The sequence below is a fragment of the Rhodococcus spelaei genome (assembly GCF_006704125.1).
Taxonomy (GTDB): domain Bacteria; phylum Actinomycetota; class Actinomycetes; order Mycobacteriales; family Mycobacteriaceae; genus Rhodococcus_G; species Rhodococcus_G spelaei.
This window is the reverse complement of record NZ_VIGH01000005.1, coordinates 164,606-178,409: the sequence shown is the minus strand read 5'-3', so window position 1 is coordinate 178,409 and position 13,804 is coordinate 164,606. Positions and strand designations below refer to the sequence as shown.

The window sequence follows — 13,804 nt, the reverse complement described above, 5'->3', positions numbered from 1 at the left end:
TCCTCCGTGCTCGCGAAACCGATGTCCGGTTTGTTCCCACAGTAGACGCGAAACGACCCCCGCACCCATTGATGGGGGCGGGGGCCGTTTCGTCGAACAGACGGGTCAGCGGTAGTCGGTGCTGAACCCGTAGTCGTCCAGCGGAACCGCAGCACCGGTGCCCTGGCCGAAGCCTTCCGGGCTGTAGTACTGGTCGTCGTAGGACGGCACGGCGTACGCCGCGGCGCGCGCCTCCTCGGTCGGCTGAACCTGGATGTTCCGGTACCGGTTGATGCCGGTGCCGGCCGGGATCAGCTTGCCGATGATCACGTTCTCCTTGAGACCGATCAGCTTGTCCGAGCGGCAGTTGATCGCCGCATCGGTCAGCACGCGAGTGGTCTCCTGGAAGGACGCCGCCGACAGCCACGAGTCGGTCGCCAGCGAGGCCTTGGTGATACCCATGAGCACCGGACGACCGGCTGCGGGCTCACCACCCTCGGCGACGACGCGACGGTTGGACGCCTCAAACTCGGCCCGCTCGGTGAGCGAACCGGGCAGGAACTCGGTGGCGCCCGAGTCGATGATCGTCACGCGGCGCAGCATCTGGCGCACGATCACCTCGATGTGCTTGTCGTGGATCGACACACCCTGGCTCCGGTACACCTCCTGGACCTCGTTGACCAGGTGGATCTGCACCTGGCGCGGGCCCATCACACGCAGCACCTCGTGCGGATCGGCAGCACCCTCCATGAGCTGCTGGCCGACCTCGACGTGGTCACCGTCGGAGAGCAGACGCTCGGAGCCGTCGTCGTGCTTGAACACGCGCAGGCGCTGACGCTTCGACAGCTTGTCGTACACGACCTCTTCGCCGCCGTCGTCCGGGACGATGGTGATCTTGTAGAAGCGGTCGCCGTCCTCGAGCTGCACCCGTCCGGTGACGTCGGCGATCGGGGCCTTGCCCTTGGGGACGCGGGCCTCGAACAGCTCCTGGACACGCGGCAGACCACCGGTGATGTCAGCCGCGCCGGCCGCACCACCCTGGTGGAAGGTACGCATGGTCAGCTGGGTACCCGGCTCACCGATCGACTGGGCGGCGACAATGCCGACCGCCTCGCCGATGTCGACGAGCTTGCCGGTCGCCATGGAGCGGCCGTAGCAGGTGGCACAGACACCGGTACCGGTGGTGCAGGTGAGCACGGAGCGCACCTTCACCTCGGTGATGCCCGCCGCGAGCAGCGCGTCGATCGCCGGATCACCCAGGTCCGCGCTGCGCTCGACGATCACGTTGCCGTTCTCGTCGACCGCGTCCGCGGCCAGCGTGCGGGCGTACGTGGAGGTCTCCACGTGCGCGTCCCGGATCATCGTGCCGTCGGCCAGCTTCTCCGCGATGGTCGTGACGATGCCGCGCTCGGTGCCACAGTCCGTCTCGCGCACGATGACGTCCTGCGAGACGTCCACCAGACGACGGGTCAGGTAACCCGAGTCGGCGGTACGAAGCGCGGTGTCGGCCAGGCCCTTACGGGCACCGTGCGTGTTGATGAAGTACTCGAGAACGGTCAGGCCTTCCTTGAAGGAAGACTTGATCGGACGCGGGATGAACTCACCCTTCGGGTTGGTCACCAGGCCCTTCATACCGGCGAGCGAGCGAACCTGAGTCATGTTGCCGGCGGCGCCGGACTTCACGATCATCGGGATCGGGTTGTCGTCGGGGAAGTGCGCCTCCATGGCCTTGCCGACCTCGTCGGTGGCCTCGGACCAGATCTTCACCAGAGCACTGTTGCGCTCGGCATGGTTGAGGGCACCGCGCTGGTACTTCTTCTCGATCTGGTCGGCCTGCGCCTCGAAGGACTCCACGATCTGAGTCTTCTCCGGCGGCACCAGGACGTCCGAGATCGAGACGGTGACACCCGAACGCGTGGCCCAGTAGAAGCCGGCGTCCTTGAGCTTGTCGACCGTCTGCGCGACCACGATCATCGGGTAACGCTCGGCGAGATCGTTGATGATCGTCGCCTGACGCTTCTTCGGCATCTGCTCGTTCACGAACGGGTAGTCCGCGGGGAGCAGCTCGTTGAACAGCACGCGACCAAGGGTGGTCTCGGCAATCCAGCTGTCGCCGTAGTTCCAGCCGCCCTCGGGGAACAGCTCGTCCTCGATCTCACGCGACGGACGCTGCGTGGTCAGGCGGACCTTGATCTTCGCCTGCACCGCGAGCGCGCCACGGTCGACGGCCATGATGGCCTCGGCGGGCGAGGAGTACACGCCGGTCTCGGCGTGGTCCTTCGACGCCGCGACGAGCTCACCCTCGGCGCCCTCGTCCAGACGGGTCAGGTGGTACAGACCGGTCACCATGTCCAGACGCGGCATGGCCAGCGGACGACCCGACGCGGGCGAGAGGATGTTGTTCGAGGACAGCATCAGGATGCGGGCCTCGGCCTGCGCCTCCGCGGACAGCGGCAGGTGCACGGCCATCTGGTCACCGTCGAAGTCGGCGTTGAACGCCTCACACACCAGCGGGTGCAGCTGGATGGCCTTGCCCTCGACGAGCTGCGGCTCGAAGGCCTGGATGCCGAGGCGGTGCAGCGTGGGTGCACGGTTGAGCAGCACCGGGTGCTCGGCGATGACCTCTTCCAGGACGTCCCACACCTGGGCACGCTGACGCTCGACCATCCGCTTGGCCGACTTGATGTTCTGCGCGTGGTTCAGGTCGACCAGTCGCTTCATCACGAACGGCTTGAACAGCTCGAGCGCCATCAGCTTCGGCAGACCGCACTGGTGCAGCTTGAGCTGCGGGCCGACGACGATGACCGAACGGCCCGAGTAGTCGACGCGCTTGCCGAGCAGGTTCTGACGGAAACGACCCTGCTTGCCCTTGAGCAGGTCGCTCAGGGACTTCAGCGGGCGGTTGCCCGGACCGGTGACCGGCCGGCCACGACGACCGTTGTCGAACAACGCGTCCACGGACTCCTGCAGCATCCGCTTCTCGTTGTTGACGATGATCTCGGGGGCGCCGAGGTCGATCAGTCGCTTGAGGCGGTTGTTGCGGTTGATCACGCGGCGGTACAGGTCGTTCAGGTCGGAGGTGGCGAACCGGCCACCGTCGAGCTGGACCATCGGGCGCAGCTCCGGCGGGATCACCGGAACGGCGTTGAGGACCATGCCCATCGGCGAGTTGCCGGTGGACTGGAACGCCGCGACGACCTTGAGGCGCTTGAGAGCGCGCAGCTTCTTCTGGCCCTTGCCGCTACGGATGGTCTCCCGCAGGTTCTCGGCCTCCGCATCGATGTCGAAGACCTCCATCAACTTCTGGATGGACTCCGCACCCATGGCGCCGGTGAAGTACTCGCCGTAGCGGTCGACCAGCTCGCGGTACAGACCCTCGTCGACGATGAGCTGCTTGACTGCCAGCTTGGTGAAGGTGGTCCAGATCTCCTCGAGCCGGTCCAGCTCACGCTGGGCGCGGTCACGGAGCTGACGCATCTCGCGCTCGCCGCCGTCCTTGACCTTGCGGCGGACGTCGGACTTGGCGCCCTCGGCCTCGAGCTCGGCGATGTCGGCCTCGAGCTTCTGGGCGCGGGCCTCGAGGTCGGCGTCACGCTGATCGGCGACCGACTTCTTCTCGACCTCCATCTCCGCCTCGAGGGTGGACAGCTCGTTGTGGCGGAGCTCGTCGTCGACACCGACGATGACGTAGGCGGCGAAGTAGATGATCTTCTCGAGATCCTTCGGCGCCAGGTCCAGCAGGTAGCCGAGCCGGCTCGGCACACCCTTGAAGTACCAGATGTGGGTGACGGGAGCGGCGAGCTCGATGTGGCCCATGCGCTCGCGACGCACCTTCGCCCGGGTCACCTCGACGCCGCAGCGCTCACAGATGATGCCCTTGAAGCGGACGCGCTTGTACTTACCGCAGTAGCACTCCCAGTCCCGGGTGGGGCCGAAGATCTTCTCGCAGAAGAGGCCGTCCTTCTCGGGCTTGAGCGTGCGGTAGTTGATGGTCTCCGGCTTCTTGACCTCGCCGAACGACCACTGACGGATGTCCTCAGCGGTGGCCAGGCCGATGCGGAGTTCATCGAAGAAGTTGACGTCGAGCACGTAACTTCCTTTCCCCAGAGGGATTATGGTTTGCGCCCTCGCGGGCGCCTACCTGTCTGCCAAATTCAAATGTGGGCTACGCCCCCGGGCCACATCTTTCGACGTGGCCCGGGGACCAAACACCTAGTTCGCGAGGTCGTCCACGGTCGCCGCTTCGTTCCTGGACAGGTTGATGCCCAGGTTCGCCGCCGCACGCTCGAGGTCCTCGTCGTCGCCGTCGCGCATCTCGATGGCCGCGCCGTCCGAGGACAGCACCTCCACGTTGAGGCAGAGCGACTGGAGCTCCTTGAGGAGCACCTTGAACGACTCGGGGATGCCGGGCTCGGGGATGTTCTCGCCCTTGACGATCGCCTCGTACACCTTCACGCGACCGACCACGTCGTCCGACTTGATGGTCAGCAGCTCCTGCAGCGTGTACGCCGCACCGTAGGCCTGCATCGCCCAGCACTCCATCTCACCGAAGCGCTGGCCACCGAACTGGGCCTTACCGCCGAGCGGCTGCTGCGTGATCATCGAGTACGGACCGGTCGAACGGGCGTGGATCTTGTCGTCGACCAGGTGGTGCAGCTTGATGATGTACATGTAGCCGACCGACACCGGGTACGGGAACGGCTCGCCGGAGCGGCCGTCGAACAGGGTGGCCTTTCCGTCCGCGCCGACCATCCGGTCGCCGTCACGGTTCGGCAGAGTCGACGCGAGCAGACCCGTGAGCTCGTCCTCCTTCGCGCCGTCGAACACCGGGGTGGCGATGTTCGAGTCGACGGGAGCGGAGAGCATCTCCTCGGGCAGGTTCTGCGCCCAGTCGGGACGGGTCCCGTCGGACGCGATCTGCACGTTCCAGCCGGCCTTGCCGATCCACCCGAGGTGGGTTTCGAGCACCTGACCGATGTTCATACGACGCGGGACGCCGTGCGTGTTCAGGATGATGTCGACCGGGGTGCCGTCGGGCAGGAACGGCATGTCCTCCTGCGGGAGGATCTTGCCGATGACGCCCTTGTTGCCGTGGCGGCCGGCGAGCTTGTCGCCGTCCTGGATCTTGCGCTTCTGGGCCACGTAGACGCGGACCAGCTCGTTGACGCCGGGGGGCAAGTCGTCGTCATCCTCACGCGAGAACACGCGGATGCCGATGACCTTGCCGTTCTCGCCGTGCGGCACCTTCAGCGAGGTGTCGCGCACCTCGCGCGCCTTCTCACCGAAGATGGCGCGCAGCAGGCGCTCCTCGGGGGTCAGCTCCGTCTCGCCCTTCGGGGTGACCTTGCCGACCAGCACGTCGCCGTCGCGAACCTCCGCGCCGATCCGGATGATGCCACGCTCGTCCAGGTCCGCGAGAACCTCGTCGGAGACGTTCGGGATGTCCCGGGTGATCTCCTCGGCACCGAGCTTGGTGTCGCGGGCATCGATCTCGTGCTCCTCGATGTGGATCGAGGTGAGCACGTCCTCCTCCACGAGGCGCTGCGACAGGATGATCGCGTCCTCGTAGTTGTGGCCTTCCCACGGCATGATCGCCACGAGCAGGTTCTTGCCGAGGGCCATCTCGCCGTCCTCGGTGCAAGGACCGTCGGCGAGGACCTGACCGGCCTCGACGCGCTGACCCTCGTCCACGATCGGACGCTGGTTGGCACAGGTGCCCTGGTTCGAGCGAGCGAACTTGCGCATCCGGTACGTCTTGCGGCTGCCGTCATCCGCCATCACGGTGACGTAGTCGGCCGAGACCTCCTCGACGACACCGGTCTTCTCGGTGACGACGACGTCGCCGGCGTCGACCGCGGCCCGCAGTTCCATGCCGGTGCCGACCAACGGCGCCTCGGAACGGACCAGCGGCACGGCCTGACGCTGCATGTTCGCGCCCATCAGTGCGCGGTTGGCGTCGTCGTGCTCGAGGAACGGAATCATCGCGGTCGCGACGGAGACCATCTGTCGCGGCGAGACGTCCATGTAGTCGACCGCGGTGGACGCGACGTACTCGACCTCGCCGCCCTTGACGCGGACCAGGACCCGCTCGTCGGTGAAGTGCCCGGCGGAGTCGACGGGCGAGTTGGCCTGCGCGACGACGTGCCGGTCCTCCTCGTCCGCGGTCAGGTAGTCCACCTGGTCGGTGACCTGACCGTCGACGACCTTGCGGTACGGGGTCTCGATGAAGCCGAACGGGTTGACCCGGGCGTACACCGACAGCGAACCGATCAGGCCGATGTTCGGACCCTCAGGGGTCTCGATCGGGCACATGCGGCCGTAGTGCGACGGGTGCACGTCGCGCACCTCGAGGCCGGCACGCTCACGGGACAGACCACCGGGGCCCAGCGCCGACAGGCGACGCTTGTGGGTCAGGCCCGACAGCGGGTTGTTCTGGTCCATGAACTGCGAGAGCTGGGAGGTTCCGAAGAACTCCTTGATCGCGGCCACGACGGGACGGATGTTGATCAGGGTCTGCGGCGTGATCGCCTCGACGTCCTGAGTCGTCATCCGCTCGCGCACGACGCGCTCCATGCGGGACAGGCCCACCCGGATCTGGTTCTGGATCAGCTCGCCCACGGTGCGGAGACGACGGTTACCGAAGTGGTCGATGTCGTCGACCTCGACCGGCACCTCGACGCCGCCGGGAGCGGTCATCGTGGTGTCACCGCCGTGCAGGCGCACCAGGTACTCGATCGTCGCGACGATGTCTTCCTCGGTGAGGGTCGACGCCGTGATCGGCTGGCCCGCGTTCAGGCCGAGCTTCTTGTTGATCTTGTAACGACCCACGCGAGCGAGGTCGTAGCGCTTCTCCTTGAAGAACAGGTTCTCCAGCAGGGTCTGCGCGGACTCCTTGGTCGGCGGCTCGCCCGGGCGCAGCTTGCGGTAGATGTCGAGCAGCGCCTCGTCGGTGCCGGCGGTGTTGTCCTTCTCCAGCGTGGCCATGAGGATCTCCGAGAAGCCGAAACGCTCGGTGATCTGCTCGGTGGTCCAGCCGAGGGCCTTGAGCAGCACGGTGACCGGCTGACGACGCTTGCGGTCGATGCGGACGCCGACGGTGTCGCGCTTGTCCACGTCGAACTCGAGCCACGCACCGCGGCCCGGGATCACCTTGACGCTGTGCAGGTCCTTCTCGGTGGCCTTGTCGACCGAGTGGTCGAAGTACACGCCGGGCGAACGCACGAGCTGCGAAACGACGACGCGCTCGGTGCCGTTGATGATGAAGGTGCCCTTGTCGGTCATCATCGGGAAATCACCCATGAAGACCGTCTGGCTCTTGATCTCGCCGGTGTTGTTGTTGATGAACTCGGCCGTGACGAACAGCGGGGCCGCGTACGTCATGTCCTTGTCTTTGCACTCGTCAGTCGAGGCCTTGACCTCGTCGAAGCGCGGGTCCGAGAAGGACAGGGACATCGAGCCCGAGAAATCCTCGATCGGGGACAGCTCGGTGAGGATGTCCTCCAGACCGCCGGTGGCACCCTCGTCGCCACGGGCCTTGGCCCGCTCGCGAGATGCCGGCGAGCCGATCAACCATTCGAAGGAATCGGTCTGTAGATCAAGTAGCCCGGGGACTTCGAGAGGCTCGCGAATTTTCGCGAACGAGACCCTCTTCGGGGCTCCGGGGATTCCGGCAACTGCCTTGGTCTGGCTAGAGACTGCCAAGATGCGTCCTTCCAGCACCTCACGCGGGCCGCTCGTGCTGTTGCGACCGCCGCTGTATCTGCTTCTTCTGTGGGGCGAATTCGCTGGTTACAACCCGAACGAAACTCGTCAACAGACGTAGGAAGCGATCGCTTCACACGCGGTGAGGTCGAGAGGTGGACAGGAGGCAGCCAGCGCAACGTCCAAAGGTACCGGAAACCGGCGCAGAATACAACCGGGCGCGGCAGCAAGCCAACATCCGCGGCCTACGACCAGCGGATCCTGCCGAGAAGCAGGCGTCCAGGCACTGTGCAATACGACCACGAATGGCAATACGGACCACGAGTGGCGGCGAGACGACCACGAATGGCGCAACGCGGGCCACACATGGCGATACAGCCAGGCATTGGCGAGGTTCGTGCATCCATGCCGTCACTCGCGCGCAGTGCCTCCATTTGCGCCGGCGCGAACCCGCACAGACCCGCGATCACTCGCATGTCTCGCCAATAGAGTGACGCGTCACGCCCGCCGCGTCAAGACCTCGTCCCGCGATTCGCCCGACGGATCGCCGAAGCGACGCCCCAACCGGGCCGTCAGCGGTCCCGGATGTCGGAGAGCAACCAGGTGTCGCCGACCTTCGTCATGGTCACCGACAGCGGGCCCTCGGCACTCCCCTGCGCCTGACCGTCATTGCTCGCACTGACGTTCATGCTGGCCACCAACTCCGCCTTGTCGTCGGAGAGCAACTTGGCGCCGATGTCCGTGACCTGCGCACTTGTCGCGGTCTTCGTCTGCACGACGGCATCCCGGGTGACCTTCGCGGTCTTGTCGAACTCCGTGCGCATGTTGTCCGTGAGGACCGCGCGGGCGTTGTCGAAGTCCTGGTCGACCGTGTCGAACTTGTAGGTGTAGAGCGTCTCGATGGCGTGCTTCGCGTCGGCGGTGACCTTCGAGGTCGCCGAGGTGTCCACCCAGGCCCGGTTGGACACGTCCGCACCCGGCTCGAACGCCGCGACGACCGCGAAGGCGCCCAGCACGACCGCCACCGCACCGACCACCACGACCGGCTTCCAGGCGCCTCGATCGGACTCGCCGGGTCCCGTGGCCGCTTCGGCCGCGGCACCTGCGGACTCCGACGCCCCCCGGGGGCGCAACGCGCTGGTGCGGTTGATCTTCTTGCGCGGCAACTCGGGCTCCGCCGCCGCACCGGCACCCTCCGCGGCATCCGGGGTGTCGACTGACGCGCCCGCCGGGATCTCGACCTCGACCTCGGGCGTGGGCTCGGTCGCGGCGACCGCGGGCGTCGTGGTTGCGGGCTCCGGATCGAGCGACTGCGTCGCGGCGACCTCGGGCTCCCGGACCTCCTCCACGGGTGCAGCGGCCGCCTTGCGGCTCCCTGCGGGCCCGGTTCCGGCGACCTTGGGACGGCGCCCCTTGGGCGGCGGCGTGTTGCTGGTGCGACGAGTTGGGGGCACTGTTCGATACTCCTTGGATTCCTCGGCGGGCGTAGGGCTGAGTGCCGCTACTGTCCGCCCGAGTTCGCTGCCGGCGCGGGCGCCTCGGGGGCTGGCGCAGGCGCCGGTGCGGGTTCGGTGGTCGGCGCGGGAGCGGCACTGCCCGCATCCATGGCCAACGGTGCACCGACGTTCTCGACCTTCGACGCCTTCCAGGTGCCGTCGACATCGGTCAGACCGATGCGCATGGTCACCTTCACCTTGTTGGCGGGCTTGTTGGGCCACGTCGTGGTGGTGGTCAGCACGACCAGCGAGGTCGCCGTGCCCTCGTCCCGACTGAACTCGGTGAGTGCCGCGTCGACGACCTGCGCCTCACTCTTGGCGCCGGTCTGCTTGACCTGCTCGGTCATCTGACCCTTGGTGTCACTGAGCGACTTCAGCATGTCGTCGCCGGTGATCGACGACTCCATGTCTGCGAAGGTCTTGTCGAGGTTCGCGGAATCGACCGTGTTGAGGTTGATCGCCGCCTGCCGCGCACCCGTCAGCGCATCGTCGCGGGCGGCGGCCGCCGGCTTGTCACTGAAGAACGCATGCCCCCAGCCGTAGCCGAGCCAGACGGCGAATCCGAGTGCGACGACAGCGAGCACGCTCACCGCCGCCAGAGCGGCCTTCTGCAGTTTCGTGCTACGCATCACGTTTCTACCCTACTACCTAGTAACTTCGGCCCTGTGAACGCCGACTCGGGCGCAGCCTCGGAAGATGACGCCGACTCGGGCGCAGCCTCGGAAGATGACGCCGACTCGGGCGCAGCCTCGGAATATGTTTGCGACCTACTTGGGCGTGACCCCGAGCAGGGTGGCGAGCTGAGTCGCGATCGGATTGAGGTTCAGCGTCTCCGGCGCCTTCTTCGGCTTGTTGTCCCACGGCTGCGGGGTCTGTGGGTCCGCGTACACAACCCGGTTCGCGCTCCGAACGCCGGTGACGCTGCCCAGCGGCGTGGTGCAGTTCGCCTTCGTGTTCAGCGGGAACTCGTCCCGGGTCGGATCGAAGTTCGGGTTGTCCTTCTTCATCTGGGCGAGGATCTCGTAGGTCCCCTCGTAGCCCTGTGTGCAGGGCGGCGGCTGGTTCATCTCGAGAAGCAGACCCTGGTGCAGCGTCCCGTCGCCGGGCGCGGCAGTGCTCGCGCCCGCCGCCAGCGCGGGCAGGAACGTCAGCAGGATGTTCAGTGCGATGCTGCGTGGTCCGAGCGCCTGCGTGACCAGCGACAGGTTGGACAGGTCCGTCGTCAACGCCGGGCCGGCAGTGCCGATCAGCGAGCCGACCTGGTCGCTGGCAGCCGTTCCCGTACCGATCAGCCGGCGAATGTCCGGATCGTTGGACTTGAGCTGCGCCGAGATCAGGTTCAGGTCGGAGCTGAACTGCTTGATCGACGACGACTGCTCGGACTGGGTGTCCAGCACGGTCCGGCTGTCGTGGATCAGCTTCAGCGTCTGCGGCAGGTTCTCGATGCCGGTCTTCGTGAACGAGTTGACCGAGTCGACGAGCTTCTGCAGGTCGTCGCCCTTGCCGTCGAACGCCTTGCCCAGCTCGGTGACAGTGGTGTTCAGCGCCTCCAGCGGCACCGACCGCACCAGCGAGTTGGTGCTCGAGAGCACCGCCTCCACCGGCACCGGGATGGCGGTGTTCTTCCTCGTGATCACCGACCCGTCCTCGAGGAACGGGCCCTCGTCGCTGGTCGGCTGCAGATCGACATACTGCTCGCCGATCGCGGACCGGTTGGCGACAACCGCCTTGGCCGTGGCCGGAACCTTGGGAGCGCCGGACTTGAGCTTGAGGTCCACCTCGACCCCGTCGTTGGTCAGGTGCAGGTCGCCGACCGTGCCGACCGGAACGCCGCGGTAGGTGACCTCGGCATTGGTGAAGATGCCGCCCGAGTCCGGGAAGTCGGCCTTGACCGTGTACTGGCCGAAGCCGAGCAGATTGTCCAGGCGCACGTACTTCCCGCCCACGTACACCAACCCGACGATCGCGACGAGCACGAACGCGACCAGCTGCACGCGAACCAACCGTGACCTCATCGGCCACCCACCCCCAGCTTGTCGAGGAGCCCGCTCAGCGGGTTCTGCGGAGCCTCGTCCTTCTTGGCTTCGTCGGTCTTACCCTTGGCAGGCTCCGTGCCCGGGGCCACCGGCGCGCCCGGCGGCGGCGCGGGGGCCGGCACGATCGGGGGCAGCGGCAGCAGCGAGACCGTCGGCCATCCGGGCCGCGGACCGTTGCCGTTGTAGTACGGGTTGGACGGATCCACCTTCGGCACGTGGCCGCCGTAACCCGGCGGCGGCGCGATGTAGACCGGGTCCGGCTGCCCGACACCTAGGGCGTCGAGCTGCTGGCCGATCCGCATGTCGAGCGAGAGGAAGAGGTTCATCGAGTTGCCGTGGATGACCTTCTCCGCTCCGTCCGGGAACGGGAAGGTCGGGATCAGCGGCAGCACGGTGACCAGGTCGTCGCCCGAGTCGGCCAGCGCCTGCAACGTCGGGCGCAGTGCCCGCAGGTCCGCGATCAGGTTGTCCTTGGACTTGGTGAGTACGTCGGTACCGACCTGCCCCAGCCGGTCGAGCTGGCCGAGCATCTGGACGAACTGCGGACGCTGCTCGTTCAGCACCTGCACCGCGGGCGGGATCTCCGCGAGGATCTTGTCGATCTGCCCGGTCTGCTCGACCACCCGGCCGCTGAGCGCGTCGAGTCCGTCCAGCGCGCGGGTGATGTCGTCGCGTTGCTGGTTCAATCCGTCGACGAGTGTGTTGGCCTGATCGAGCAGGCCGCGCACCTTCTGCTCGCGACCGTCGAAGACATTCGTCAGCTCGTGGATGATCGGCTGCAGCTGGGCGACGCCGCCGCCGTTGAGCAGCAGCGACAGCGCGCCGAGGACCTGCTCGATGTCGGTGGCGTGCCGAGTCCGGTCCACCGGAATGGTCGCCCCGTCCGACAGCCGCGCCGCGTCGGGGTTGGCCGCCGGAGCCTTGAGCTCGATGAACTTCTCGCCGAGCAGGCTGGTCTGCTGGACACTCGCGAGTGCGTTCGCGGGCAGGTTGACCGAGGAGTCCACCACGACGTCCACGTTCGCGGTCCAGCCGTCGCTCGGCACGCCGACGTTCTCGACGCGGCCGACCGGCACGCCGTCCACCTTGACGGTGGACTGCGGGACCAGGTCGAGCACATCGTCGAACTGCACCGTCAGGTGCATCGGGTTGTCACCGATCTTCGCGCCGCCGGGCAGCGGGATGCTGTAGATGCCCTGGGAACCGCACCCCGAGGCGACCAGCGCGATCACGCAGGCGCCGGAGCCGATAGCGATTGCGCGCTTCACCCGTGTCCCTTCCCGCCCCGGCTTCACTGCCCGCTCCTGTGTCACTGCCCGCCCCCGTTTCACTGCCCACTCCGGGGGATGTTCTGATCGCTGAGACCCGGCGCCTGGGAGTTGCCCAGCCGCGGTGAGACGGTGCCGGGCACGGTGCCCGGCTGGGACGGCCGCTGCAGGTTGTCGCCACTGAGGATGCCGAACGGCAGGTTCAGGGTGGGCGTCTTCACGCCCGCGGTGACCTGGTCCATGATCGTCTTGCAGTTGTCGAGCACCGGCCGCATCTGCCGTCCGAGCGCGTCGAACTTCGGGTCGCCCGGCATCAGCTTCGACAGGTCCATCAGCTTGCACAGCGTGCCGAACGGGTCCTGGGTCTCGGGCAGGTTCACCCGCGAGGCGAGGGTGCCGGACTCGGCGTCGTAGGAGTTGACGACATTGCTGATCGCGAGCGGCAGGGTGGTCAACGAGTCGACCAGGTCCTGACGGTTGTCGGCGAGGGTCTGCGTCACTTGGACCAGACCCTCGGCGTTGCTGGCCACCAGGTCCTTGTTGTCGCGGACGAAGTTGGCCACGTCGCCGAGTGCGAACGACAGCTGGTTCAACGCGGCGCCGAGGTTCTGACGCTCGCCCGAGAGGAACCCGCTGAGATCCGCGAGCTGACTGTTGAACTGGCGGACCTGCGCGTCGTTCGCGGCGAGGGCGCTGACGAATGTCTGCAGGTTCTTGACCGTGTCGAACAGGTCTCCACGGTAGTAGTTGAGGGTCGCCGCGGCCTTGGACAGCTCGGTGATGGTGGTACCGAGGGCCTGACCGTTGCCGTCGAGATTCTTCGAGGCGGTGTCGACGAGATTCGACAGCGCACCGTTCTTGTTGGCGCCGTTGGGACCGAGCGCCTCGGACAGTCCCTCGATGCTCGAGTACAGCTGGTCCACCTCGACCGGGGTCGCGGTGCGCTCGCGCGGGATCGTCGCGCCGGACGCCATCACGTCACCGCCGTTGTAGGCGGGAGCGAGCTGGATGTACCGGTCCGAGACCACCGACGGCGTGATCTGCGCGGCCTTGGCGTCGGCCGGGATGTCGACGCCGCGGTCGACGCGCATCTGCACCTTCACCTGGTCACCCTGCGGCTCGACGTCGGTGATCGAGCCGACCTTGACTCCGAGTACCCGCACGTCCGAGCCGGCGTAGATACCGACCGACTTGTCGAAGTACGCGGTGATCTTGGTCGTGCCGGCCCGGGTGAGCAGCCACCAGCCACCGAACGCCAGGACCAGCGCAACCACCACGACCAGTGCGGTCGTGATCATCTGGGCGCGGGTGAACCGCGTCCGCT

At 66.8% G+C, this 13,804-nt stretch carries 7 protein-coding genes; all 7 read right to left on the bottom strand.

What is annotated here, in order from left to right:
* Positions 1-105: 105 nt before the first annotated feature.
* On the bottom strand, positions 106-4,068 hold the full coding sequence (locus FK531_RS12950; RefSeq protein ID WP_142099925.1) for a DNA-directed RNA polymerase subunit beta': 3,963 nt from the start codon (positions 4,066-4,068) through the stop codon (positions 106-108).
* A gap of 123 nt (positions 4,069-4,191) precedes the next feature.
* Positions 4,192-7,698: a DNA-directed RNA polymerase subunit beta gene (rpoB, locus tag FK531_RS12945; RefSeq protein ID WP_142099923.1), complete on the bottom strand. Its 3,507-nt coding sequence runs from the start codon at positions 7,696-7,698 to the stop codon at positions 4,192-4,194.
* 554 nt (positions 7,699-8,252) lie between these two features.
* Positions 8,253-9,134 (bottom strand): hypothetical protein, encoded by an 882-nt coding sequence (locus tag FK531_RS12940; RefSeq protein WP_142099921.1) that lies wholly within the window; start codon positions 9,132-9,134, stop codon positions 8,253-8,255.
* A gap of 47 nt (positions 9,135-9,181) precedes the next feature.
* Complete coding sequence (locus tag FK531_RS12935; protein ID WP_290367627.1) at positions 9,182-9,805, bottom strand: hypothetical protein; 624 nt, start codon at positions 9,803-9,805, stop codon at positions 9,182-9,184.
* Between the two features lie 138 nt (positions 9,806-9,943).
* Positions 9,944-11,191 carry an MCE family protein gene (locus FK531_RS12930; RefSeq protein ID WP_142099919.1) on the bottom strand — a complete coding sequence of 416 codons (1,248 nt, stop codon included), beginning with the start codon at positions 11,189-11,191 and terminating at the stop codon, positions 9,944-9,946.
* Complete coding sequence (locus tag FK531_RS12925) at positions 11,188-12,480, bottom strand: MCE family protein (RefSeq protein ID WP_142099918.1); 1,293 nt, start codon at positions 12,478-12,480, stop codon at positions 11,188-11,190. Before FK531_RS12925 ends, FK531_RS12930 begins: the two co-directional genes overlap by 4 nt.
* Before the next feature lie 59 nt (positions 12,481-12,539).
* Positions 12,540-13,778: an MCE family protein gene (locus FK531_RS12920; RefSeq protein WP_142100255.1), complete on the bottom strand. Its 1,239-nt coding sequence runs from the start codon at positions 13,776-13,778 to the stop codon at positions 12,540-12,542.
* Positions 13,779-13,804: the final 26 nt, after the last annotated feature.

Excerpts from the sequence above, each read along its gene's own strand:
- FK531_RS12930 (WP_142099919.1), bottom strand. The coding sequence starts at position 11,191 with ATGAGGTCACGGTTGGTTCGCGTGCAGCTGGTCGCGTTCGTGCTCGTC.
- FK531_RS12920 (WP_142100255.1), bottom strand. The coding sequence starts at position 13,778 with ATGATCACGACCGCACTGGTCGTGGTGGTTGCGCTGGTCCTGGCGTTC.
- FK531_RS12935 (WP_290367627.1), bottom strand. The coding sequence starts at position 9,805 with ATGCGTAGCACGAAACTGCAGAAGGCCGCTCTGGCGGCGGTGAGCGTG.